The sequence below is a fragment of the Flavobacterium potami genome, from assembly GCF_020026915.1.
GTDB lineage: Bacteria > Bacteroidota > Bacteroidia > Flavobacteriales > Flavobacteriaceae > Flavobacterium > Flavobacterium potami.
The window spans coordinates 473,049-497,931 of the sequence record NZ_JAINUY010000001.1 but is presented as its reverse complement, the minus strand read 5'-3'; the positions used below and the strand labels follow the sequence as shown (position 1 = coordinate 497,931).

At 34.4% G+C, this 24,883-nt stretch carries 24 protein-coding genes; 10 read left to right on the top strand and 14 right to left on the bottom strand.

The features are described 5' to 3' along the window. Window positions 1–202: 202 nt before the first annotated feature. The 7 genes from K6T82_RS02230 to K6T82_RS02200 all read left to right on the top strand — a co-directional run bounded on the left by K6T82_RS02230 (window position 203) and on the right by K6T82_RS02200 (window position 6,170). Window positions 203–862, top strand: coding sequence for a response regulator transcription factor (locus K6T82_RS02230; protein ID WP_223704384.1), 660 nt, complete (start codon window positions 203–205; stop codon window positions 860–862). A 96-nt stretch (window positions 863–958) separates the two neighbouring features. Continuing rightward, complete coding sequence (locus K6T82_RS02225) at window positions 959–2,446, top strand: MFS transporter (protein WP_223704383.1); 1,488 nt, start codon at window positions 959–961, stop codon at window positions 2,444–2,446. Window positions 2,447–2,540: 94 nt separating this feature from the next. After that, the gene (locus K6T82_RS02220) at window positions 2,541–3,818 is read left to right on the top strand and encodes an alginate export family protein (protein WP_223704382.1); all 1,278 of its coding nucleotides are present in this window, start codon (window positions 2,541–2,543) and stop codon (window positions 3,816–3,818) included. 138 nt (window positions 3,819–3,956) lie between these two features. Continuing rightward, the gene (locus K6T82_RS02215; protein WP_223704381.1) at window positions 3,957–4,322 is read left to right on the top strand and encodes a hypothetical protein; all 366 of its coding nucleotides are present in this window, start codon (window positions 3,957–3,959) and stop codon (window positions 4,320–4,322) included. 110 nt (window positions 4,323–4,432) lie between these two features. Next, the gene (locus tag K6T82_RS02210; RefSeq protein WP_223704380.1) at window positions 4,433–4,804 is read left to right on the top strand and encodes a hypothetical protein; all 372 of its coding nucleotides are present in this window, start codon (window positions 4,433–4,435) and stop codon (window positions 4,802–4,804) included. A 23-nt stretch (window positions 4,805–4,827) separates the two neighbouring features. Beyond that, window positions 4,828–5,541, top strand: a complete 714-nt coding sequence (locus tag K6T82_RS02205) for an exonuclease/endonuclease/phosphatase family protein (protein ID WP_223704379.1) — start codon at window positions 4,828–4,830, stop codon at window positions 5,539–5,541. A 5-nt stretch (window positions 5,542–5,546) separates the two neighbouring features. Further along, window positions 5,547–6,170: a class I SAM-dependent methyltransferase gene (locus K6T82_RS02200; RefSeq protein ID WP_223704378.1), complete on the top strand. Its 624-nt coding sequence runs from the start codon at window positions 5,547–5,549 to the stop codon at window positions 6,168–6,170. 78 nt (window positions 6,171–6,248) lie between these two features. Here K6T82_RS02200 and K6T82_RS02195 read toward each other — a convergent pair whose 3' ends face one another. Beyond that, window positions 6,249–6,953 (bottom strand): Crp/Fnr family transcriptional regulator, encoded by a 705-nt coding sequence (locus tag K6T82_RS02195; protein WP_223704377.1) that lies wholly within the window; start codon window positions 6,951–6,953, stop codon window positions 6,249–6,251. 155 nt (window positions 6,954–7,108) lie between these two features. Here K6T82_RS02195 and K6T82_RS02190 point away from each other — a divergent pair, with 155 nt between their 5' ends. The 3 genes from K6T82_RS02190 to K6T82_RS02180 all read left to right on the top strand — a co-directional run bounded on the left by K6T82_RS02190 (window position 7,109) and on the right by K6T82_RS02180 (window position 13,095). Next, the gene (locus K6T82_RS02190) at window positions 7,109–10,624 is read left to right on the top strand and encodes a nitrate reductase (RefSeq protein WP_223704376.1); all 3,516 of its coding nucleotides are present in this window, start codon (window positions 7,109–7,111) and stop codon (window positions 10,622–10,624) included. A gap of 215 nt (window positions 10,625–10,839) precedes the next feature. Further along, window positions 10,840–12,270, top strand: a complete 1,431-nt coding sequence (locus K6T82_RS02185) for a rubredoxin (RefSeq protein ID WP_223704375.1) — start codon at window positions 10,840–10,842, stop codon at window positions 12,268–12,270. 147 nt (window positions 12,271–12,417) lie between these two features. Further along, the gene (locus K6T82_RS02180; protein ID WP_223704374.1) at window positions 12,418–13,095 is read left to right on the top strand and encodes a hypothetical protein; all 678 of its coding nucleotides are present in this window, start codon (window positions 12,418–12,420) and stop codon (window positions 13,093–13,095) included. A 198-nt stretch (window positions 13,096–13,293) separates the two neighbouring features. On the opposite strand, the gene moaA is transcribed toward K6T82_RS02180, so the two are convergent. The 13 genes from moaA to K6T82_RS02115 form a co-directional block, all read right to left on the bottom strand. Then, entirely contained in the window at window positions 13,294–14,301 is a 1,008-nt protein-coding gene (gene moaA / locus K6T82_RS02175; RefSeq protein WP_223704373.1) for a GTP 3',8-cyclase MoaA, read from the bottom strand. After that, on the bottom strand, window positions 14,288–15,202 hold the full coding sequence (moaCB, locus tag K6T82_RS02170; protein WP_223704372.1) for a bifunctional molybdenum cofactor biosynthesis protein MoaC/MoaB: 915 nt from the start codon (window positions 15,200–15,202) through the stop codon (window positions 14,288–14,290). Before moaCB ends, moaA begins: the two co-directional genes overlap by 14 nt. A 9-nt stretch (window positions 15,203–15,211) precedes the next feature. Further along, complete coding sequence (locus K6T82_RS02165) at window positions 15,212–15,643, bottom strand: molybdenum cofactor biosynthesis protein MoaE (RefSeq protein ID WP_223704371.1); 432 nt, start codon at window positions 15,641–15,643, stop codon at window positions 15,212–15,214. A gap of 132 nt (window positions 15,644–15,775) precedes the next feature. After that, window positions 15,776–16,849 carry a HesA/MoeB/ThiF family protein gene (locus K6T82_RS02160; protein ID WP_223704370.1) on the bottom strand — a complete coding sequence of 358 codons (1,074 nt, stop codon included), beginning with the start codon at window positions 16,847–16,849 and terminating at the stop codon, window positions 15,776–15,778. Between the two features lie 9 nt (window positions 16,850–16,858). Continuing rightward, entirely contained in the window at window positions 16,859–17,098 is a 240-nt protein-coding gene (locus K6T82_RS02155; protein ID WP_223704369.1) for a MoaD/ThiS family protein, read from the bottom strand. Between the two features lie 2 nt (window positions 17,099–17,100). Then, window positions 17,101–17,889: a uroporphyrinogen-III C-methyltransferase gene (gene cobA, locus K6T82_RS02150; protein WP_223704368.1), complete on the bottom strand. Its 789-nt coding sequence runs from the start codon at window positions 17,887–17,889 to the stop codon at window positions 17,101–17,103. A gap of 6 nt (window positions 17,890–17,895) precedes the next feature. Further along, complete coding sequence (locus K6T82_RS02145; protein ID WP_223704367.1) at window positions 17,896–18,465, bottom strand: molybdenum cofactor guanylyltransferase; 570 nt, start codon at window positions 18,463–18,465, stop codon at window positions 17,896–17,898. A gap of 328 nt (window positions 18,466–18,793) precedes the next feature. Next, a complete protein-coding gene (locus K6T82_RS02140; RefSeq protein WP_223704366.1) occupies window positions 18,794–19,966 on the bottom strand; it encodes a molybdopterin molybdotransferase MoeA in 1,173 nt (390 codons plus the stop codon). Window positions 19,967–20,118: 152 nt separating this feature from the next. Further along, the gene (locus K6T82_RS02135) at window positions 20,119–20,367 is read right to left on the bottom strand and encodes a DUF6755 family protein (RefSeq protein WP_223704365.1); all 249 of its coding nucleotides are present in this window, start codon (window positions 20,365–20,367) and stop codon (window positions 20,119–20,121) included. Between the two features lie 15 nt (window positions 20,368–20,382). Next, window positions 20,383–20,901 (bottom strand): QcrA and Rieske domain-containing protein, encoded by a 519-nt coding sequence (locus K6T82_RS02130; protein ID WP_223704364.1) that lies wholly within the window; start codon window positions 20,899–20,901, stop codon window positions 20,383–20,385. Between the two features lie 10 nt (window positions 20,902–20,911). Next, complete coding sequence (locus K6T82_RS02125; protein WP_223704363.1) at window positions 20,912–21,481, bottom strand: 4Fe-4S dicluster domain-containing protein; 570 nt, start codon at window positions 21,479–21,481, stop codon at window positions 20,912–20,914. A gap of 18 nt (window positions 21,482–21,499) precedes the next feature. Then, a complete protein-coding gene (locus tag K6T82_RS02120) occupies window positions 21,500–23,716 on the bottom strand; it encodes a molybdopterin oxidoreductase family protein (RefSeq protein ID WP_223704362.1) in 2,217 nt (738 codons plus the stop codon). Window positions 23,717–23,813: 97 nt separating this feature from the next. Then, window positions 23,814–24,863 (bottom strand): MFS transporter, encoded by a 1,050-nt coding sequence (locus K6T82_RS02115; RefSeq protein ID WP_223704361.1) that lies wholly within the window; start codon window positions 24,861–24,863, stop codon window positions 23,814–23,816. Between the last annotated feature and the right edge of the window lie 20 nt (window positions 24,864–24,883).

Sequence of the window (24,883 nt, the reverse complement as noted above, 5' to 3'; positions counted from 1 at the left end):
ACTTTGGAATTCGGACACGAGCGTCAGCGAACTGGCGAAGCAATTTCCTTTTTGGAATTTATCGTCTAAAATTCTAATGATTTTTTAATCTTGGTCTTTGTAATTTAAAAAAAATGGAATTTATTTTTAAAAAAGTACGTATATTAGCGTCTTCTTTATAGATGAATATACGTAAAAATCTAGAATCTAAATTAAGTAAACTATGAGCAATATCATTCGTGTAGTATTGGCAGATGACCATGTTTTTGTTAGAGACGGAATCAAATCTTTACTGGAAAACGAAGCAAACATTGAGGTTGTGGGTGAAGCAATTGATGGTGCAGATGCACTTGAAGTTGTAGCGTCAACAAAACCAGACTTACTTATAGTAGATATTCGTATGCCTAATTTAACTGGTATTGAGGTAGTAGAAAAACTTAGAAGCGAGAATAATAACGTAAAAATCATCATGCTTTCGATGCACGAATCGGAAGAATATGTATTGAAATCTATAAAAGCTGGAGCTGATGGTTATTTGCTAAAAGGTTCTTCAAAAGAAGAATTCTTAAAAGCATTGCATAGTGTTTCTGCTGGAGGAAAATATTTCAGCGGTGATATTTCTTCCATCTTAATAAGTCAATTGACAAATTCTTCTACATCATTAGAACCTAAACAAACATTGGGCGAAGAAATGATGATTACCAAAAGAGAAAAAGAAATACTTACTCTTTTATTATCAGGAAAAGGAAACAAAGAAATCGCCGAAGCTTTAGACATTAGCAAGCGAACTGCCGAAGTACACCGCTTCAACTTAATGAAAAAGCTGAAAGTGAAAAACCTAATGGAACTTTCTAATAAAGCCGCTGAGTATTCTTTAATTTAAAAATACGTATAAATACGTAATTATTTTTCAAAAACTGCGTTTTAGCAGGTTTTAACTAAGTTATAGTACTTATTTTTACATAAAAATATAAGTGCTATGAAAAATACAAACTCACTATCGCAATCACACAAAATTTTATTTTTGAACACATTGGCCTTTACAGTGTGTTTTGCCTGCTGGACATTAAACGGGGTTCTCGTAACCTTTTTAGTCGATAACGGAATTTTCCATTGGGATGTTATTCAAGTTGGATGGCTTTTAGGTATTCCAATTTTAACAGGATCCATCATGCGTTTGCCAATCGGAATCTTGACTGATAAATTTGGCGGAAAATATGTTTTTTCTCTTTTATTACTCCTCTGTTCGATTCCTTTATTTCTCCTTCCCTACGCTGACAGTTTCGGAATGTTTGCTTTACTAAGCTTTTTATTCGGAATGGTCGGAACTAGTTTTGCCGTTGGTATTGGTTATACTTCAATCTGGTATCCAAAAGAATGGCAAGGGCGTGCGCTGGGAATCTTCGGAATGGGTAATGCTGGCGCAGCAATTACAACTTTCCTTGCACCTTCTCTGTTAAATCATTTTTCAATTGATGATCCGCAAAACGGCTGGAAAGTGCTACCAGTTATTTATGCTATTTCATTAGTGGTAATTGGTGTCGCCTTTTTAGTTTTCGCTCAAAACAAAAAAATAGAAAGCAGCGGAAAAACTATTTCACAAATGCTTACACCTTTAAAATCACAAAGAGTTTGGCGATTTGGAGCTTACTATTTCTTAGTATTCGGATGTTTTGTAGCCTATTCTCAATGGTTATTGCCAAACTTCATGAATGTGTATCAAACCAGTTTGGTTATGGGAGGTTTATTTGCCACAATGTTTAGTTTGCCTTCTGGTGTAATCAGAGCTTTTGGAGGCTATTTGTCTGATAAATTCGGCGCTAGAAAAGTGATGTACTGGGTTTTAGGATCATCTGTAATTTTGAGTGCTTTATTATCAATTCCTAAAATGGAAATTACTACTTCTGGCCCTGGAATTTTGGCTGCTAAAAAAGGTGTCGTAAATGAAATCAGTGATAAAACTGTAAAAGTGGGTGATAAAGAATATGCTATTGCACAAAAAACAAATACAGCTACAGCTGAAAATGCGATCTTTCCAACAACTTCAAGCTGGCAAGATGTCGTGGTAGCACACAATCAAAACGTTGCTAAAAAAGAACTTATCGCTAAAGGTGTTACTGTAATTAAATTTGATGCCAATATGTATGTATTTCTAATTTTAGTAATTTTAATCGGAATTTCTTGGGGAATCGGAAAAGCAGCTGTTTACAAACACATTCCAGAATATTTCCCAACAGAAGTTGGTGTTGTAGGCGGAATGGTCGGAATGATTGGCGGTTTAGGCGGTTTCTTTGGGCCAATTATCTTCGGATATTTATTAACAGCAACCGGAATTTGGTCAAGTTCGTGGATTTTTATTTTAATCTTCTCTATTGTTTGCTTAGTTTGGATGCATTACACTATAACACAGTTTTCTAAAGAAAAACAAATTAAAGTTAGCAAAGCAAAATTGGAACCAGCATATTAATACTATATTAAAAAAAAATTAGAAACATGATTTAAATCATAATAAATGACGGCTTTTTCCTATAAATTTACCCTAAAATAAATCAAATAATTTTATGAAAAAACTTAAACTAATTTTAATACTTATTCTAGGATTAAGTTTCGAAATCCAAGCCCAAGAATTAGATGTAAATCTACAAATCAGGCCTCGTTTTGAATATAGAAACGGATTCAAACAACCGCTGAATTATGGTCAAGAAGGAACATCGCAGATTTCACAACGTTCCCGTTTAAGTATTAATTACAAACAAGAGGATTTTATTGTAAAACTGACTTTACAAAACACAAGAACTTGGGGCGACGTATCAACTATAGCTCCTGCCGATAAAAACGGAGTAGCAGTTTTCGAAGCTTGGGCACAATATAATTTTACAGAAAAATGGAGCACAAGAATGGGGCGTCAAGTGCTTTCTTATGACAATCAACGTATTCTTGGAGGATTGGATTGGGCACAGCAAGGACAAAGCCACGATGCATTAACGGTGTCTTATCATGATGAAACTCAAAAATTAGATTTTGGAGGCGCATACAACTCAGATGCCGAAAATCTTGTTCAAACTGCTTATACGGTACCTAATATGTATAAAAATATGCAATATGCGTGGTATCATAAAAATTTTAGCGAAAATTTAGGTGCAAGCTTTTTAGTAATGAATACAGGTTATGAATTTACTCGTAATCCAAATACTCCAGAGAATAAAATTCTGGTGAATTACAAACAAACTTTTGGACCTTATGTTACTTACAAAAAAGACAAATTAGACACTAGTTTTTGGCTTTACGGACAAACTGGAAAAAGTAATGACAAGCAAGTAAGCGCTTGGAATGCCGCTGCCAATTTAGGCTACAACGTAACAAACGCTTTTAAAATAGATTTAGGTTACGAATTTTTATCTGGAAAATCTTCAAATGATGGAAGTACGGTAATCAAATCTTTCAATCCGCTTTTTGGAACCAACCACGGATTTAACGGTTATATGGACTATTTTTATGTTGGAAACTATAACAACAGCTATGGCTTGCAAGATGCTTTTATTAAATTAAACTACAATGTAAACAAATGGCAGTTTGCTTTGATTCCGCATGTATTTTTAACTGCTGCTGATGTAGTCAATGTTCCTCTAAACAAAAAATTAGATTCGTATTTAGGAACTGAGATTGATGCCACTTTTGGTTATAATTTCAAGAAAAACATAACTGTAACGGGAGGTTATTCTCAAATGTTTGGATCTAAAACAATGGAATTTGTAAAAGGTGGTGATACGAGCCATACCAATAACTGGGCTTGGTTAATGATTTCTGTTGATCCGAAAATTTTCAGTTGGAAAAAATAAATTTTTTATAAAATTAAGTTGTTAAAATTACCCTTTTCTGATTTTAGAAAAGGGTAATTTTTTTTTAACATACAAAGGTTTGTCATATCATTTAATTGTCTATATTTGAATCGATTATGAACCCCAAATTCTATCCTAATGAAACCATTTCTAAAATTATCCATGTTAACCTTCATGGTGACACAATCTGGTATTGCCCAAAAATTAAATGATGCTTTAATTTCTAAAGGCTCAGAAATAAATTTTGCAAAAACAGAAAAAAGAGGAATCAAAAAAAACAACATTGTCTACTATGTTGAAAATGATTTACAAACCATATCTGCCTACAAAAGGAAGAAACTGAAATGGCAAACCAATGTAATTTCTATTTGCGGAAATCCCCAAAAAGGAAATCCTGAAATAAGATACATCGGTTACAATACAGATAAATTGCTTATCGTGATGGGAAAACATCATTTTGCAGAAATTGATATCAATTGCGGTACAACAAGACTTGTTGGTTAAGATTCTACATTTAAAATCATATATAATAGATACCTTTTTTCATATTTGGGAAAAGGTATTTTTTTGTTTTAAATCGATATATTTGATATAGCATTTCAATTACTTCTAATATGAAACCAATCATCAAATTTATAATTTTAGCATTATTTTCAACTCATATAAATTTTGCTCAAACATTTGACCCTAAATTAGTTTCAAAAGATTTGGAAATAAATATTTCTGAAACACCAAAAAGAGGAATTGAAAAAAATAATATTATTTACTACGTTGAAAAAGATCTCCAAACCATTTCTGCATATAAAAACAAGAAATTGCAATGGCAAACTAATGTTATAGCTATTTGTGGAAAACCAGAAGTTGGCGAACCAAAAATCAGATATTTTAGCTATAAGTCTAAAAAATTGCTTGTCGTTATGGGAAAACATAATTATGCTGAAGTTAATGTAATTGATGGAAAAACATTTTTTTTAGGTGCAGATTAAGAAATCACAAAATATCATTAATAATGAAAATCATTGCTTGGAATTGCAACATGGCATTCAGAAAAAAAGCTCAATATCTTCAAGCTTTTAATCCGGATATTGTTGTAATTTCTGAGTGCGAAAGTCCTGAAAAACTCAAATTTTCTGACGGCACAAAATTACCTTCAGACATTCTTTGGTACGGCACAAATCCGAATAAAGGAATTGGCGTTTTTTCTTTTGGAGAATATCGATTTCAACTTTTGGAATGCCATAATCCAGATTTCAAAAATATCCTTCCAATTGTTGTAACTGGCGGAGAAGTTGATTTTACCATGTTCGCGATATGGGCGAATAATCCCGCAGACAAAGACGGAGCTTATGTAACTCAAATCTGGAAAGCGATTAATTATTATGAAGATTTGATCCAAGAAACCAAAACCATCTTAATTGGAGATTTTAACAGCAACACGATTTGGGACAAACCACGAAGAGAAGGAAATCATACTACAGTTGTAAATAAATTGGCCGAAAAGAATATTTTCAGCGCATATCATAAATACTTCGATCAAATTCAAGGCAAGGAAGAACATCCAACTTGGTATCTATATCGCCATGAAAACAAACCTTATCATCTTGATTATTGTTTTGCTTCAAATGATTTTATTGAGGCTTTAGAAAGTGTCGAAATTGGAAGTTATCAAGATTGGACAATGCATAGTGATCATAAACCTTTAATTATTAAATTCAATATATAAACCAAATGAACAACACCTGGACTCAAAGATGGGACGACCGCTACAAAACCGAAGAATTTGCATACGGCGAAGAACCCAACAATTATTTAAAAGAACAAATAGAAAAACTAAAACCTGGAACTATTCTTTTCCCTGCTGAAGGCGAAGGAAGAAATGCCGTTTTTGCCTCGACATTAGGTTGGGAAGTTTCCGCTTTTGATATTAGTGAAGAAGGTAGAAACAAAGCGCTTCTTTTAGCAAAAAACAATAATGTTTCAATCGATTATCAAGTTGGAGAATTGGAAACTTTAGATTTTCACGAAAACCAATTTGATGCAATCGCTTTAATTTATGCACATTTTCCAGCTGTCATAAAATCTGAAATCCACAAACAGCTGAATCAACTTTTAAGAAAAGGCGGAATTATAATTTTTGAAGCTTTCAGTAAAAAGCATTTGGAATATGTTACCAAAAATGAAAAAGTTGGCGGACCAAAAGACATTGAATCTTTATTTTCAATAGAAGAAATAAAAGCCGATTTTCATAATTATGAAATCATCAAATTAGAAGAAAAAGAAATCGAACTCAACGAAGGTTTATTTCACAACGGAACTGGTTCTGTAATTCGATTTGTGGGAAGAAAAAAATAAAATACAACGCAGAGATGCACTACGGTGCGTCTCTACAAGCCTTTGTAACTTTGTCTCTTTGTCACTTTGTAACTCAAATCAAAAATACTTATGCTCCATAATTTCAGATCGTAATTCTGAAACTTCTAAAATCCCAACACGTTTTCCTTCCGTTTTAATCAAAGCTTCTTTTTTCAAACTTGATAAAATACGTATCGCCTGCTCTTCTGTAGTTCCAGCAAAGTCTGCGATTTCCTTTCGCGAAAGCTCAATATCAATTAAACCATTTCTTTGACCGAATTTGCGATGAATATAAAGCAACAAATCAATTACACGTTCGCGTACATTCATGTGAGCAATCTTTCGAATATTATTTTCGCTTTTGTTCAATTCTTCGGCATAAAACAACATTAAAGCGTAGGTAAATTCAGGAATATGATGTAAAATTTCCTGCATTGTTTCGTTACTAAAATTACACAAAACCGTATCTTCAAGCGCATAAGCTCCAATTAAATAACGCTTGCTCGTTCCAAATCCGCGAAAACCAATGATATCGCCATTTGTAGTTAAACGTACAATTTGCTCACGACCATTAATTCCCGTTTTAACCGTTTTGGCTTTTCCTTTACAAATAAAATAAAGTCCTTGCAAAGGTGCCCCTTCGGTAATAAACGGATCCGATTTTTTGCAGGTTATATTCTGTTTTTTAGAAATATAAGTTATCATTTGTTCTAAATGCAAATGTTTCTTGATAAAGCAATTTTCATTTGTACAGGAATAACATACAGTTTGTTCTTCTTTCATGAGTTCTAAGTTTTAGCACATTAAAAACTAATTTGTTGTTACTCATTTCTTTTCATCAAAAGTAAAAAAATAAATTAAAAATTAAGTATTAATACTTAAAAAATACTTATTTTTGTTTCAAGTTAAGTAAGTGATTTATTTAAAACTAAGATGTGATGCAAAGTACTAAGATCAAAACTACCTGTTCCTACTGCGGTGTTGGCTGTGGTATAATCGTGACCAACGATGCTAAAAATGGTGTAATGGTCGAAGGCGACAAAGATCATCCTGTAAACAAAGGAATGCTTTGCTCTAAAGGAATGAACCTGCACTACGTAGTTAACGATACTTCAGACAGAATTTTATATCCGGAAATGCGCGGAAGCAAAAATTATCCGTTGGAACGCGTAAGTTGGGATACCGCTTTGGATCGCGCTGCTGCTGTTTTTTCTTCTATCATAAAAAAACACGGACCAGACAGTGTTGGATTTTACATTTCTGGACAATGTTTAACAGAGGAATATTACTTAGTTAACAAACTCGTAAAAGGCTTCTTGAAAACCAATAATATCGACACCAATTCCAGACTTTGCATGAGTTCTGCGGTTGTGGGTTACAAAAAGACTTTCGGAGAAGATTCTGTACCCATTGCTTACGATGATATCGAATTGGCAGACACCTTTTTAATTACAGGCGCAAATCCGGCTTGGTGCCACCCTATTCTTTTTAGAAGATTAGAAAAACACAAAGAAAAAAATCCGAAAACTAAAATCATCTGCATCGATCCGAGAAGAACAGATACCGCTGCTTTCGCCGATTTACATTTACAGATTATTCCGGGTTCAGACATTATTTTATATCATGCAATCGCCAAACGCATTATCGAAAAAGGTTATGTTGATCATGATTTCGTCAAAAACAACGCAGAAAATTTCAAACAATATAAAGATTTAGTTTTAGGAACTTCACTTGAAAAAGCTTCAAAACTTTGCGGAATTCCCGTAAACGATATTAAATTGGCTGCCGATATTATCGGAAAAGCCAAAGGTTTTATTTCGCTTTGGGCAATGGGATTAAACCAAAGTGCCGTTGGCGTTGATAAAAATACAGCTTTACTGAATTTATCTTTATTGACTGGACAAGTCGGAAAACCAGGTTCCGGGCCATTTTCATTAACGGGTCAACCCAACGCAATGGGCGGACGCGAAGTTGGAGGAATGGCGACACTTTTGGCCGCGCACAAAGACATTGCCAACCCAACACATCGTAAAGAAGTTGCCGACTTTTGGGGCGTTGACGAAATTTCAGATAAACCGGGTTTAACCGCAACAGAAATGTTCGAAGCTTTAGAATCTGGAAAAATGAAAGCTGTTTGGATTATCTGCACCAATCCGTTAGTGAGTTTGCCCGATTCCAGAAGAGCCGAAAAAGCACTTCAAAATGCCAAATTCGTCGTAGTTCAGGATATTTCGCATAATGCCGATACAGCCAAATTTGCCGATTTATTATTGCCTGCAGCGGGCTGGCTGGAAAAAGAAGGAACGATGACCAATTCAGAACGTCGTATTTCCTATCTTCCAAAAGGAATTAATCCGCCGGGAGAAGCACTTCCAGACATTGAAATTTTGATTCGTTTTGCTAAAAAAATGAATTTCAACGGATTCAATTTCAACAGTGCCGAAGAAGTTTACAAAGAACATTGTGCGCTTACCAAAAACACTAATATTGATATTTCATTTTTAAATTATAACCGTTTAAAAAGTGAAGGCACTTTTCAATGGCCTGTTCCAGATTATAATCATCCGGGAACTCCAAGATTGTTTACAGATAAAAAATTCTATACACCATCTGGAAAAGCGATTTTTAATCTTCCTGTTTCTATAGAAAACACATCGGTTCAACCCAATGACGAGTTTCCTTTTATTTTAACCACAGGAAGAATTCGTGATCAATGGCATACGATGACCAAGACTGGTAAAGTTTCAAGATTATTGACGCATATTCCGAGTCCGGTTTTAGAAATAAATCCGATTGATGCTTTTAAAAACGATATTAAAAACGGTGATATTGTTGTCGTTTCAAGCAAAAACGGAGAAGTTCGCGTAAAAGCAAAAGTGACCGATTCGATCAAAGAAAAAGTGCTTTTCTTACCAATGCATTGGGGAAAACAGCTTGAAAACGATTTAAACAGAACCAATAATTTAACGAATACCGTTGTCGATCCAGTTTCAAAAGAACCTGATTTTAAGTTTACAACCGTTTCGATTAAAAAATATGTAAAGCCATTTCAAAAAATCGCAATTGTTGGCGCGGGTGCAGCTTCGTTCCGATTTATTCAGAACTATCGCGAATTCAATTCAACCGATGAAATTATTGTTTTTTCTAATGAAGTAAATCCGTTTTACAACCGCGTTTTGCTTCCAGAATATATGACTGGAGAATTCACTTGGGAACAGCTTTTAAAAGTCAAAGACGGCGAAACTTTCAATAAGCTAAAAATTACCATGAAAGCTGGAGTTTCTATTGATAAAATAGATACTAAACTAAAAACGATTACCGATAGTCAAGGCGAAACGCATACGTTCGATTCGCTAATTATGGCAACCGGAAGCCGTCCTTTTGTACCAGAAAATGCGCAACTTCATCTTCCTGGACGTTTTACAGTTAGAAGAAAAGAAGATGCCGATCGTTTAAAGAAACATTTAGACAGCACCAATCTTCCGCCAGAAGAACAACATGTTGTCATTATCGGCGGTGGTTTACTCGGGTTAGAATTGGCTGCCGCTTTAAAACATAAAAAAGTAAAAACTACAATTATTCAGCGCGCTTCTCGCTTGATGGAACGCCAGTTAGACCGAATTTCAAGCAAGTTATTGGCTGAAGAAGTACAGCTTCGTGATATTCAGATTTATTTTGATAATGAAGTCAGTACCGTTTTTGAAACTGATAATCCAAATGAAATTGAAATTGCTTTAAAAAGCGGTAAAATCATTACGGCAAATGCGATCGTCTATACTATTGGAACCATTCCGAATATCGAAATTGCTCGCGAAAGCGGATTAGCATGCGGACGCGGCGTTAAAGTAAATCAGTATTTACAGACGTCAAATCCGGACATTTTTGCGATTGGAGAAATAGCTGAATTCAACGGTAAACTTTTTGGAATCACCTCTGCCGCCGAAGAACAAGCAAACATTCTAGCAAATTTCCTTGCAGGCGATATCAGCAGTTATTACAAAGGTTCGATTTTAATGAATATCCTAAAATTGGAAGATATCAACCTTTGCAGTATTGGCGATTTAACTATTCCAGAAAATGACGATTCATACGAAGAAATTGTTTTTACCGATTTGAAGAAACGCTATTATAAAAAATGCATTGTAAAAGATGATCTTTTAGTTGGTGCAATTTTAATGGGCGATAAAAACGAATTTGCGGAATTCAAAACCATGATCGAAAGCAAAATTGAATTATCAGACAAACGAAATACGCTTTTAAGAGGGAGCTCAAACGCAAAACCGGTATTAGGAAAACTAGTCTGTTCCTGCAGTCAAGTAGGCGCCGGAAACATCGAAGAAACAATTAAAGGCGGTGTAAACGATTTTACTGAATTGTGTAAAAATACAGGCGCAGGTTTAGGCTGCGGAAGCTGTAAAACAGAAGTAAAAGAGATATTGGCGAAGTGTAAATAGGTTCTTTTGTTTCAGGTTTCAGGTTTCAGGTTGCTGGAACGTAAAACCTGAAACTTGAAACAACATAATGTCACCCTGAGCGAAGTCGAAGGGCGTCCCAATTGGAATCGGGCTTCGACTCCGCTCAGCCTGACAAACCTGAAACCTGAAACCTGAAACTTGAAACTTGAAACAAAAGAAACCTGAAACCTGAAACTTGAAACAAAATAAAAACTATGGAGTTAACAAGATTAATAGTAAAAGGAGGCGTTATTTCGCCAGGAGAATTACAAGAAGTTGTAAATATCGCTTTAGACGAAGGTCTGGACTCTATTTCCTTTGGCTCCAGACAGGATATCATTTTCCCGAAAGGGTTTAAATCTTTGGATAAAACCACTTTAGGAAAACATCATTTTGTTTATCCAGACCAAAAAAGCGGTAATAATATCGTTTCGTCTTATGTTTCGACCGATATTTTCAGAAATACCAACTGGCTAACCGGAAACCGTTTTTTATATGTTTTAGAAGAGTTTAAAGAACAGCCAAAACTAAAAGTCAACATAACCGATCCGAAGCAACAATTGGTTCCTTTGTTTACAGGACATTTAAATTTCATTGCTTCAGAGCATGAAGATTATTGGTATTTATACATTCGTCTTCCAAAATGGGAAAAAATTGAAGTATATCCTGTTCTGCTTTACACTTGGGATTTGGCTAAAATTTATTATGAAATTGAAAAAATAGCGGAAGAAGATGTTGTAGATATCGAATTGCTTTTCAGCTTGGTAAGTGAAGCTTTGGATACGAATAACCGAACAATCGACAAACCATTAAATATTCCGTTTTATCCATTTCCATATTATGAAGGAATGAACAGAATGGGAATCGATCAATATTGGTTGGGATTATATTGGAGAAATAATCTTTACGATTTGGATTTCTTGAAAGAAATGTGCGATTTGTGTTTTGAATGCAAAATCGGAAAAATCTGTATCACGCCTTGGAAATCTTTCATTATAAAAGGAATTCCAAAAGACCGAAAACTGGAATGGGAAAAATTTCTAGGCAAAAGAGGCATCAACGTTCGTCATTCTTTATTAGAGTTAAACTGGCATTTACCCGTTGCAATGGAATGGGCTTTGAACCTAAAAACGTTTTTAGTTCGAACATTAGACCAATTCGACATTAGTACGTACGGATTAAACTTCGGGATTTCAGAATACAACCGTGACGGTCACTATTTTACTTCGATTGTCATCGAAAAAAATGAAATGCCCGCAGCTTTAGAATCTATCAAAATCAGAGATACTTATAATGTATTGTTTGCAAAAAATTTCGATCCGAATACACGTGAATATATTGTGCATTCGCAGGATATTGACAAACTGGAGCTTCCAACAATTTTAATTGAACTAAGTCGAAAGTATTTTGAGGAACTTGGAAACACAGCTTCAGAAACCACTGAAAATCTGCAGAAAAAAGAAAAACCACAGTTGGATATTTACCAATGTCAGGAATGTCTAACGCTTTATAATTCGGAATACGGAGACGAAACACAAGGAATTCCCAAGGGAGTTTTATTTGAAAACTTACCAGAAGATTATTGCTGTTCTTTATGCGAGGCGCCAAAAAGCAATTTTATGATTTTAGAACTTGTAAAACAATAAGTATTTGGTAAAAGCCTAACATTCATGTATTTCAAAAAAAAATGTGTATATTTAGCTTAGCTAAGAATAAACACTAAAACATTACAACTTTAATGTTAATTAACTTTCTTAGTTTCAAGCTATTTTACTCAACAAAAAAATACAGTTATGATAAAACGAAATCCAAGTACTCCTGCTGTAAACAACACTGACGTTCCAGCAGAAACAGCCGTAGAAACCACTACAGAAGTGCAGCCAGAAGCAAAAGCAACAATAAAAAGAACAACTAGAACCGCTACAAAAGCTCCAGCTGCAAAAGCGACTACTACAAAAGCTGCTCCAACAAAAACAACAGCTGCGAGAACAACAACAGCAAAATCAACACCAGTAAAAGCTCCGGCCGCAACTGTAAAAACTGCCGCAAAAACTCCGGTAAGAGCGGCATCAAAATCAACACCACGAGCAACTGTAAAAAAAGCAACCACAACACCTGCAAAAAAAGAGCCTATTGTTTCTGAAATTGTGGAGATTAAAACTGATGATGCTTCAGAAAACAAACCTGTTGTAACTGTTGAGAAAATTGGCAAAGAAAAAAACGATATAAAATCAAAGCTTAAAGCTAAACTGAAAGCCAAAAAAGAAAAAGAAAAGAAGAGAGAAAAAGCAATTAAAGCTGTTATCAAAAAATTAGAAAAAGCTAAAAACGCTAAACTTAAAGCTGCCGAAAAGAAAAAAGAAAAAGCGAAAAAGGAAAAAGCGAAAGCTCAAGCTAAAAAAGCTGCTGAAAAGAAAGCTCAGGCTTTGAAAAAAGCGAAAGCGAAAGCAAAAGCTAAAAAGAAAAAATAATTAACGAAAGGTTTGACGTAAATGTTGAACCTTTTTTTGTCATTGCGAGGAACGAAGCAATCACATTTGCTATGATATTGCTAGTGAGGTTGCTTCGTTCCTCGCAATGACAAACTGCATGAAAAGGCTTCGACTTCGCTCAGCCAGACAAACGTTATGTCACCCTGAGCGAAGTCGAAGGGCTTTTATAGACAGAATCTACCCTCCAATCGCAATCATACTACGATTATCAAAATGTTTAGCAGGATCATCCATTTCTGAAACGCTAGCCATTCCTGCTCTAACTTTCTTTTTACTCTGAATAGATTCTGAAATTAAACCTGTGATAGATTCGCCATTTCTAAAAGCAGTTAGCAAATCGGTTTCTGAATTGGAGAAAAGGCAATTTTTTATTTTTCCGTCAGCCGTCAAGCGGATGCGGTTGCAGCTGTCACAAAACGGATTGGTTATCGAACTGATGATTCCGAAATCGCCTTGAAAATCTTTTATTTTATAATTTCTTGAAGTAAAGTTTTTTTCGTCTTCTAGTTTTAAAATGTCGTCTGATGAAAAATTATTTTCTACCAAATCTAAAATCTCTTTTTGCGAAACCATTTTACTTCTGTCCCACTCGTTTCCTGCAAAGGGCATAAATTCGATGAAACGAACAGAAATTGGCAGAAACTGCGTCAGTTTTACAAAATCTATAATTTCGTTATCATTAAAACCTTTCATCAAAACAACGTTTACTTTTACTTGAAAATCATTGTTTAAAAGCAAATGTAGATTATCAACCACTTTTTCAAACTGATTTCTGAGCGTTATAGTATGAAATTTTGATGAAACTAAAGTATCTAAACTCAGATTGATCTTTTTAACCTTAAATTGTTTTAAAACCTCAATATGACGATCAATTAAAATTCCATTTGTTGTTATAGAAAGTGAAATATTGAGATGTGATAATTTAGAAACGATTTCTGGAAAATCTTTCCTCAATAAAGGTTCGCCTCCTGTTAATCGTATTTTGTCAACACCATTTTTTACGAAAGTCTCGGCAATAGCAAAAATCTCTTCGGCCGTCATTAAATTGGCTTTTGGAGATAAAGCGATTCCATCCGCTGGCATGCAATACGTACAACGCAGGTTGCATTTTTCCAGCAGCGAAATGCGCAAATAATTGTGCTTGCGCCCAAAACCATCCGTCAAAATAGTGTTAGAGGCTGTCATGATTTTTACCTTTTAAAATATGAAAAACGTGCATTACATGCGGAAATACAGCGTCCATCGATTCTCTTACTCCGTTTGTTGAACCTGGAAGCGCTAAAACCAACGTTTTTCCTAGAGTTCCTGCTACGCTTCGAGAAAGCATTGCATAAGGCATTCTTTGCTGCCCGTAACTGCGAATGGCTTCTTCGATTCCTGGAATTCTGCTTTCTAAAATTGGTTCTAAAGCTTCGGGCGTAACATCTCTCGGAGATAAACCCGTTCCTCCCGTAAAAATTACGAGCTGATTTTCTTGAGCAAAAGTTTTCGTTTTTTCCTGAATAATATCAAATTCGTCCGGAATAATTTCATAATGAGAAGTTTCAACTCCATAATTATCCAATTTTTCTACAATTGTTTTTCCGGAACGATCTTCTTTATCTCCTGCAAAAATAGAATCGGAACAAACGAAAACTGCCGCTTTGATTACACTCGGGAATTTATTTTTGAAAGACGATTTTCCGCCTTCTTTATTGATCAATTTAATAGTCGAAATTTCGATTTCTTTATCAATTGGTTTTAGCATATCGTACATTGTCAATGCTACAATTGATGCACCGTGCATAGCTTCGACCTCAACTCCTGTTTTGTAAACTGTTTTTACTTTGAAAATAACATGAATGTCTAAACCCTCAATATTGTATTCTACAAAAGTAAATTCAATTGGAAGTGGGTGACAATCTGGAATGGATAAATGCGTGTTTTTTACCGCAAACAATCCAGCTGTTTTTGCCATTTCGAATACGTTTCCTTTTGGCACTAAATTGTTCACAATCGCATCAATTGTTTCTTGTTTGCTGACTTTTACAATTGCGGTTGCGGTTGCGACTCTTAAAGTGCTTATTTTATGCGTAATATCTACCATTTTAATTTCTTAGGTATTTTGTTTCCAAGTGAATGTATCGTTTTCAAACATTTCTTTTCCAAAAATCGGCACATCGGTTTTGATCCAATTTACGATGGCTTCTGTCGCTTCATAAACTTGTTTGCGGCGTGTTGCCGAAACAAATACAAACAAACAGATTTCGCCTGCTTTTACAACGCCCAAACTGTGGTAAATGTGCATACAGGTTAAATCAAATTTAGCGAAGGCTTTTTCACGAATTGCATACAAAGCTTCATTCGCCATGTCTTTATATGCCGAGTAATCGATTGCTACGACGGTATTATCGTGAATGACATCGGCGCGAACTTGCCCTAGAAAAATATTGTGCGCACCAATTGTGTGTTTGGACTGGTGTTTAGCAATTGATTCTGCAATAAATTCTGGAGAAATCGGTCCTTTTACAAATACATTTTTACTCATTTTTATATTTTTTTCCGCCACGAATTCACGAATTATCACTTAATCATTTGTGTAATTCAACATTTCACGAATTAATCCAAATACTTTGCGTATAGATTATAAAAAATAAAATTCGTGAATTCGTGGCTATGGCTATATCTTTTCTTCTTTTAATAATCGTTTCATTGCTAAAGCACCGCCAACAATACTTTTTACATTTTTAAATTGATTTTTCTGGAGCAATTCAGCAGCTATTTTACTTCTAATTCCTGATTGACAGAAAACATAAATCTTTTGATTAGAATCTAGTTTTTTCATTTCATTATCCAAATTCATCAACGGAATCTGAATACTGTTTTTCAATTTGATTTTTGGCAATTCATCTTCATTTCGAACGTCTAAAAAAAGAACTGCATCGTTTTCTATTTCATTCAAAAGATGTTCAAATTTTATTTCTTCTATTTGATTTTCAATTAATTTGTATTTCTTCTCGAAATCCTCTTTAATCATTTCAACATTTGAAGCTCTTTCAAAATCATATTTCTGCTGTTCGTTTTTCAGAATATTATACACCAATATTTTTCCGCTTAGAACTTCTCCAATTTCGAGAATCATTTTTATGACTTCATTAGCTTGAAGCATTCCAATAATTCCAACCGAAACTCCAATTACACCCGCATCTTCACAGCTTGCAGCATTCGAATTTTCATCAGGATATAAACATCTGTAAGTTGGTCCGTTTTGATAATTGAAAACCGAAACTTGTCCTTGAAATCTAAAAATAGATCCGTAAACCATTGGCTTATTTGTCACTAAACAAGCATCATTTATCAAATATTTAATCGAAATATTATCTGTTGCGTCGACAATAATATCATATTTTTCAAATAACGAAATGGCATTTTTTCCAGATAATTTCTCTGCAAAAACATTCACTTTGATTTGCGGGTTCAGTTCTGAAATCATTGCTTTTGCTTCAGCTGCTTTTCCTTTTCCAACAGCCGAAGTTTTATAAATTACTTGTCTGTGCAAATTTGAAACTTCGATAAGATCATCATCAACAATTCCGATTTCACCGATTCCAGCAGCAGCTAAATAAGGCAGAATTGAAGCGGCCAAACCTCCAGCGCCAATTACCAAAACTTTAGATTTCAGCAATTTGTACTGACCAACATCTCCAATTTCTGGAAGTATGATTTGTCTATTATATCGTGAAGTTCCGCTCATAATTTTTTTTTAACCTCCCGCAAATGGCGGCAATAAAGCTACAATATCGCTGGTTTGTAAAGTATAATCTGCCGATTTTGAAATTATTTTCTGATTTACCGCAACGCTGAAAGTCAGTGATTCGAACTCGTATTTTTCGTTTAAATTCTGCAATAGTTTTTGCAATGATAATTCTTCTGAAAAAGATAGTTTTTCGAATTCACATTTTGTTTTTTCAGCAACGGCTCCAAAATATTTAACCTCGATCATTTTTATAAATTTAAATTTTGAAAAATGAATTCATCATCAAAATGTTCCTGAAAATATTCGGTCAGTTTTGATGTATTTTTCACCACTTCACCAATTACAATAATCGCTGGTGATGAAATTTTCTTTTCAGATACCAATTTAGTAATTGTGTTTATAGTTCCAATCACTTTTTGCTCTGAATTTTTAGTACCGTTTTGAATAATGGCAATTGGAAGATCGTCATTTCTGTTTTCCTGATAGATTGAAATGATTTCCTCTAATTTATGCATTCCCATCAAAATAACCACCGTAGCAGCAGATTTTGATGCCAAATGAACATCTTTTGATAATTCATGATTGGAAGTTGTTCCTGTAATAACCCAAAAACTTTCAGCAATTTTACGTTGTGTCAAACTGATTCCTGCCGTAGCTGGAACGCCTAAAGCAGACGAAATTCCAGGAACAACAGCCGTTTCTAAACCATATTTTACCGCATAATCAATTTCTTCGCTTCCTCTACCAAAAACAAAAGAATCACCTCCTTTTAAACGCACTACATGACCGTGAAGATTCGCCATTGATACAATCAAATCGTTAATCTGATCTTGTGTATACGCGTGACAACCCAAACGTTTCCCTACGAAAACAATTTCAGCATTTGATGCATATTCCAATAATTCTTCGTTTACCAAAGCATCATACAAAACTACATCGGCACTTTCTAAAGCTTTAATTGCTTTTAGCGTAATCAATTCAACGTCGCCTGGACCTGCGCCTACAATCGTCAATTTTGGTGTTTTTACATTTCGCATAGTCTTTTAAGTTAAATTGATATTCAGGTCGTTTAATTCGTCAGCCGAATTAATATTGGTTAAATGAAAGTTTTCACTTTCTTCTATATTGATGATTTGATGTGGTAATTTAGCCAGCAAATCCATCATTTTTAATTCGTTAGATTCGATTGCTTCTTTGATTGTCGGAACAATAGTTTTGGAATAAATACCAATTAACGGATGTGTTTTACTTTCTGAAGCAAAAATCGTAATACAAGCTTCTTTGGTATGTTTTGAAATTAATTCCTGTAATAATTCGGTTGAAATTAACGGAATATCACAGCTTAAAATCAAATTAAATTCAGTTTCAGAATGTGACAAGGCAGTGTAAATTCCGCCAATCGGACCTTTATCTAAAACCAAATCTGGAATTTTTTCATATTCCAGATAATCATATTCTTTTGATGCTGTAATCAGTTTGATGTTATCTGTTATTGGCAAAATTGCCTGAATAATATGCTCAATGAATGGCTTATTTTGAAACAAAACCAATCCTTTTTCTGACTGCATTCTGGTGCTTTTTCCTCCGCAAAGAATAAATACTGATATTTCCATGGTTTCTTTTTGTTTCAGGTTGATTTTGTTTCTGGTTTCAAGTTTCAGGTTTCAAGTTTCAGGTTTCAAGTTTCAAGTTTCTGGCTTGTGTTCTAATGTTAGAAAATAATGGTTATGTTTTTATTTACACAGTGCTTTCAATAGTTTTCCAAAAAATCCTTCCTCTTTCCTCTTTCCTCTTTCCTCTTTCCTCTATATTCTATTCTCTATTCTCTATTCTCTATTCTCTATTCTCTATTCTCTATTCTCTATTCTCTATTCTCTATTCTCTATTCTCTATTCTCTATTCTCTATTCTCTATTCTCTATTCTCTATCTTCAAAAAAAGTCTAATCAATCGGCAATACTGTAACCAATTGTCCTTTTTTTATATTTTCAACCTCTTGTGGCACAATTACCAAACCATTAGCGATGGCAAAAGAATTAAGCATTGCTGAACTTTGTCCTTCTAGAATGGTTACATTCTTTTCGTCGTATAAGGCTTTTAGAAAAAGTGTTTTACCCGTTTTGTTCTCTATTGAACTATTTAATTTACGTACAATTTTCGGTAAATGTGTATTCGAAAATCCCATTCTGTTTCGGATTGCAGGAAATACGTAGATGTAAAAATTAGTCAGCGACGATGCCGGATTTCCCGGAAGTGCAAAGACCAAAGTATCTTTTTTTGCCCCAAAAAACATTGGTTTTCCTGGTTTTTGATTTATTTTATAAAAAAGCTCTTTAACTCCATTTTTCAATAATGCTTCTTTAACAAAATCGTAATCTCCAACTGAAATTCCGCCAGAAATTAAAACAACATCATTTTCTTCCAAAATTGATTTTAAAGCATTCTTTGTAGCTTTTAAATTGTCTTTAACTCTATGAATTTTAATCTTATTAATCCCAATTGTTTGAAGTGCCGCCTCCAACATTACTGAATTACTTTCATAAATTTTTCCTTTTGAAAGTTTTTTACCTGGTTTCACCAATTCGTTTCCTGTCACTAAAATGGCTACTTTAGGTTTTTTATAAACTGTAATTTCTGTAATACCTAAACAAGCTAAAAATCCGATGGCTGCCGGCGTTATTACTGTATTAGCTTCAAAAACGACCTCTTCAATATTAATTTGTTCGCCTTTGTTTCTGATATTAGCAAAAGGTTCTGGCTTTTTTGCAATTAAAATTGAATTTTCATTTGCCATTACATGTTCCTGCATGATTACTGTATCAGCACTATCCGGAACATAAGCTCCTGTAAAAATTCGAATGGCTTCGTTTTCTTTTAGTTTGATATTAGCATGATCTCCAGCCTGCGAAATTCCAACAATATCAAACTGATGTCTTTCTGAATGAATAAAAGCGTAACCATCCATTGCAGATTGTCTAAAAGGAGGCATTGCAATTGGCGAATAAATTGTTTCTGCTAAAACATATCCAAGTGCTTTTTTAACTGCAAGCTTTTGCGTTGACAAATTAGAGCTGTTAGCCGCTACAATTTCTAAGGCTTCTTGTACTTCAATCATTACTAATATATATTAAAAGCGAAAAATACTTATTACAAATATAAGTATTTTTACTTAGTTACAATCTCTGTATATTATTTTTTTAAAATATAAATTTAACCTAATTCCTTCAAATAGCTTTATAAAAAACTGCTAAACCTAAAAAGAAATAGTTATTTCTTTTTAAAATTTCCTTTTGGAAGATAATATAGCCACGAAAATCCGATAAGAAAAAGGATTACAGATGCAATAAATGCAGGTATTAAAATTTCTTTATTATTATCTAAAGCATTATTTAAAGAGGCATATAAAAGCCAAATCTGAATGCTTACATTTAAGATCAAAATAAAAATAAGTGTCGAAAGTATATTGTTTAGCTTATTTGGATTTGCTCGGTTTTGGCTTCTTCTAAATGTACTCATAATTCAAAATTTAAATTAGCTTTCTTTCTTTTCATTTTCAATCAATGCTTTAACATAAACCGCATTTTCTTTAAAAACCACTTCCAACTGTGGCAAAGCTCTTGGCGGTGGACCAGCAATTACATCTCCTGTAAAAGCATCAAATGAGCCTTCATGACATGGACAATGTATAATTCCTGTGCCTGGTTTGTAAAATACAGAGCACGAAAGATGCGTACATTTTTGCTCGTAAGCTCTAAATTCTCCGCTTTCAAGATGTATTAAAATATAAGGAATTGTGCTGCCCTCTAAAACAAACCCTCTCGTTCCGCCAACGGGAACATCTTCTTTATTACAAATAAAATGTTCTCCCTGAACTTCTTCTTTCGGCAATAAAAAGGCTTTTGCAGTAACAAAACCGCTACCAACCATCAATCCGCCAGAAACAAAGGTCAGAAATTTAGCAAAATCGCGTCGACTGACTTGAGTTGATTCTTGTTTTTTTATTGGAAAATCTTTCTTCCAATTTTGATTTAGATTATCTTCTTTAGACATGACTCGAAAATTAATAAATTCGTAATTCTGTACTGCCTTTTGGCATCATAATATTGACCTTTGTTTTTACTTTTTCTTTACCAAAAATAAAATTATTTATAGGTGTAGTATTTGGTCTCATTTCTTCAATTTGCTCTCTTGTTCCGTAAAATAAAGCACCACTTGGACAAACTGTAGCACACATTGGTTTTTTACCAATACTGGTTCTGTCATAACACATGGTACATTTCATCATCAAATCATATTCTTCGACTTTTTTCGGAACTCCAAATGGACAAGCCATAACGCAGTTTGAACAGCCAATACATCTTTCTGTGCTTGCAGAATGTACAACGCCAAATTCATCTTGCGAAATTGCATCTGCTGGACAAACATTGGCGCACACAGGATCTTCGCAATGCATACAAACCTGAACGGTTGTTTGAATTGTCGAAGCTCTATCTACATAATTAACACTAATTAAAGTCTGCTGTCCATTTGTTTCACATTCGGCGCAAGCCATTTCACAGGCTTTACAACCTATACAGCGTTGCATATCTACAAAAAACTCTTCGCTTGTATTAAAATTTGTTAAGTTCATAAATTGCTTTTATATAGATTAAACACTTGCATAAGCTTTAGATTCTTTTGCTGGCGGCGCAATTGTTCCCATCGGAAATAATTGGCAGGCACAAACTTTAAACTCCGGAATTTTTGAAATTGGATCTAAAGTTCCAGGTGTCAATTGATTGGCTGACTTTGTACCTGGCCAGTGATACGGAATAAAAACAGTGTCTTTTCTAATTGTTTCTACAATATTGGCAGGAAAAACTCCTTCACCTCTTCTGGTTACAACCTTAACCATTTCGCGTTGTTTGATATTATATTTCATTGCCATTTCTGGATGAATTTCTACCATTGGTTCTGGAAACTGATCAACTAGTTTTCCAATTCTTCGAGTTTGCGTACCGCTCAAATATTGCGAAACTACACGTCCAGTTGTCAATATAACTGGATATTTTTCATCTGTTACTTCACCAGGAAGTTTATATGGCGCTGGATTAAAATGTGCTTTTCCATCTGGAGTTTTAAACTTTCTGTCTTCCCATAATCTTGGAGTTCCAGGATGATCTTCTGTTGGACATGGCCAGAAAACGCCCATGTTGTCTTCGACTTTTTTATAGGTAATTCCGAAATAATCTGCAGTTCCTCCTTTAGACGCTACCCTCAATTCATTAAAGATTTCTTCACTATTATGGTATGTGAATTTATCCTCTTCACCTAGTCTCTTAGCAATTTCTAATAAAATCGAAGTATCTGTTCTTGCCTCACCTGGAGGCGTGACCGCTTGTCTAATACGAATAACTCTTCCCTCTGCAGAGGTTGTTGTTCCTTCTTCTTCTTCCTGTAAAGATCCTGCCAAAACAATATCGGCATGTCTTGCGGTTTCATTTAAAAAGAAATCTATACAAACATAAAATTCTAACTTTTCTAAAGCTGAACGTACATAATTATTGTTTGGCAGCGAAACCAACGGATTGAAACAAAGCGAGATTAATCCTTTGATTTCATCTCGATGAATGGCTTCGATAATTTCATAGGCAGTAAGTCCTGTTCGAGGTAAATCTTTTTCATCGATACCCCAGACTTCAGAAACATATTTACGGTGTTCCGGATTTTCAATATCTCTATTTCCTGGCAATTGATCGCATTTGTGTCCATGTTCTCTACCACCCTGACCATTCCCTTGTCCAGTAATTGTTCCGTAACCGCAATATGGTTTTCCGATTCTTCCTGTTGCAAGAACCAAATTAATACAGCCTACAACATTATCAACACCTTTTGAATGATGCTCTATTCCACGTGCGTGAAGTAAAAAACTTGTCTTGGCTTTTCCCCATAATTCGGCAGCCTCTTTAATTTTATTCTTATCAATTCCTGTAACTTCTTCTGCCCACTCTAAAGTATAATCTTTTACGGCATCTATTGTTTCTTGAAATCCTGATGTATGATTATCTATAAAATCGTGATCTAACAAATCATGATCTACCAAATACTTCAACATTGCACCATACAAAGCAGAATCGGTTCCTGGTCTAACGTCTAAGTGAATATCAGCCGTTCTAGCAAGAGGAATCATTCTTGGATCAACTACAATTAACTTAGCACCGCGATCTCTGGCTTTCCAAATCCAATGAGTCAGAGTTGGAAAAGTCTCGCTAATATTGGCTCCAGTTACTATAATTACTTCAGCATATTCTAAATCAGAATAATTGTTTGAAGCTCGATCCAGACCAAACGCTTTTTTATTTCCAGCTCCAGCGCTTACCATACAAAGTCTTCCGTTGTAATCTAAATTTCTTGTTTTTAAAGCAACGCGGGCAAATTTTCCAACCAAATAACTTTTTTCATTGGTTAATGAAACGCCTGATAACATTGAGAAAGCATGTTTTCCGTATTTTTCCTGAATTCTTTTTATTTCAGAAACCGTTTTATCCATTGCATCATCCCAAGAAATTTTTTCAAACCCTTTTCCTTCTACTCTTTGCACAGGATGAAGAAGTCTGTCGGGGTGATTATTTTGCAAATAACGCTGTACTCCTTTTGGACACAAACGGCCTTCATTGAAAGGAAATTCCATCCAAGGTTCAAAACCTACAACTTTATTTTCTTTAACTAATAGTTGAATTCCACATTGCATTCCACAGAAACAACAGTGTGTTTTTACAACCTCATCTGGCTCGTCTCGACCTTCATAACCGTCAACAGGCGCATAATTTTTATGTGGTCCAAAAACGTCTATAATTTGTTCTATATCTATTGGTAGTTTTGCCATTTTTTTTGTTTGTTTTTGTTTCAGGCTTCAGGTTTCAAGTTTCAAATTCCTATTGACAACTTGAAACCTGAAACTTGAAACTTTTTAACTTAAAATATTATCCAAATAAATTTCCGCCTTCTTGTCGGGCTTTTAAATGTGCTTGTGCTAGACGCGATCTTTTTCCTTCAGGACTTAAATCAAGATGAGAAGTTCCGTCTTCGTGACTAAAATCGAAACCTAATTCTTTGGTTACAATTTTTAAATCGCTTATATGAAGTTTTGTTGCAAACTCTTCTCCCGTATGCGGACAAACAGCCATTCCTTTTTTAATTCCTTCCTGTTTGTATATGTGTGCTCCAATTTGGGCTGGACGCTGAATGATATGAAAGAATTTCCCAAACGGAATCCAAATCAAAAACATAATTACGGTAACGGCATGAATTACAGCAAGAAAATCATACGCAAAACCTTTCATAAATTGGTAAGAATAGGTCAGGCATAATCCTGTAACTGAAATTGCGATTAATAAAATAAGAGGCAGCAAATCACCTTCAAATGTTTGTGTAGCAATTAAGCCAGGATTGGTTAATCTTCTTCTTAAATAATAAACTGAACCAATAATTACTAACCATGAAGACCAGTTTAAGGCATGAAATATTAAAAATGCCAAAAAGGAATTAATTTGAAAATCCATCATTTTGAATCCGAAGAAATGAGCCTCATAAATCGAAATAGAATTGGGCGCCAAAGTAAAATGAATCCATCCAAATGTAAGCGGAATAGTAATTGCAAATGCCGACAAACAACCAATTGCAATACAAAAATGTGCAAACCAGCGCCATTTACCTCTTGGATAAATAAACTTTTGAACTAGAATATTCTGCACTGATTCTTTTCCTAAAAACCATAAATGCGAGAAGATTTTTCCAGTAAACAGAAATTTTAAACTTCTTTTAAAATACATCCAAGTTGGAGGTCTTTGCAGCCAGACGGTGTATCGATATACTATTCCAAAAAAAGCAAATACGGTTCCAAATAAATAGGTAACTAATGCGGCATCAAAATTTTGCAATTCTCTAGAACCATAAAAAACAAGCACTATTGTTAATATAGAAACTAAACTTGCAACCAATAATGCTTTGCTATTAAATGTTTTATCTTTCATTTTAATAAATTCAAATGATT